Origin of the sequence: Pseudomonas cichorii (genome assembly GCF_015471405.1) — a bacterium.
GTDB classification, from domain to species: Bacteria; Pseudomonadota; Gammaproteobacteria; order Pseudomonadales; family Pseudomonadaceae; genus Aquipseudomonas; species Aquipseudomonas serbiensis.
This window is the reverse complement of sequence record NZ_BLVZ01000058.1, coordinates 1-296: the sequence shown is the minus strand read 5'-3', so window position 1 is coordinate 296 and position 296 is coordinate 1. Positions and strand designations below refer to the sequence as shown.

1 pseudogene is annotated in these 296 nt (G+C 63.9%); it reads right to left on the bottom strand.

Going from position 1 to position 296, the window contains the following annotated elements:
* A pseudogene (locus JL015_RS27625) lies at positions 1-296 on the bottom strand (threonine ammonia-lyase, biosynthetic); the annotation flags it as partial.

Sequence of the window (296 nt, the reverse complement as noted above, 5' to 3'; positions counted from 1 at the left end):
TCGGCGGCACCGTGGTTGCGGTAGTGGAACATCGAGATGGTCCAGCGCCCGCCCAGTTTGTTGAGGAAGTTGAACAGCGCGCCCGGCCGTTCCGGGAACTCGAAGCGCAGCACCACTTCATCATCCACCCGCTCGGCATGCCCGCCGACCATATGCCGGATATGCAGCTTGGCCAGTTCGTTATCGGTCAGGTCCAGCACCGGGAAGCCTTGCTCCGTCAGGCTGGCGATCAAAGCGCTGCGCGGGTCGGTGTCAGGATGGGTCTGCACGCCGACAAAGATGTGGGCCTCGCGGTC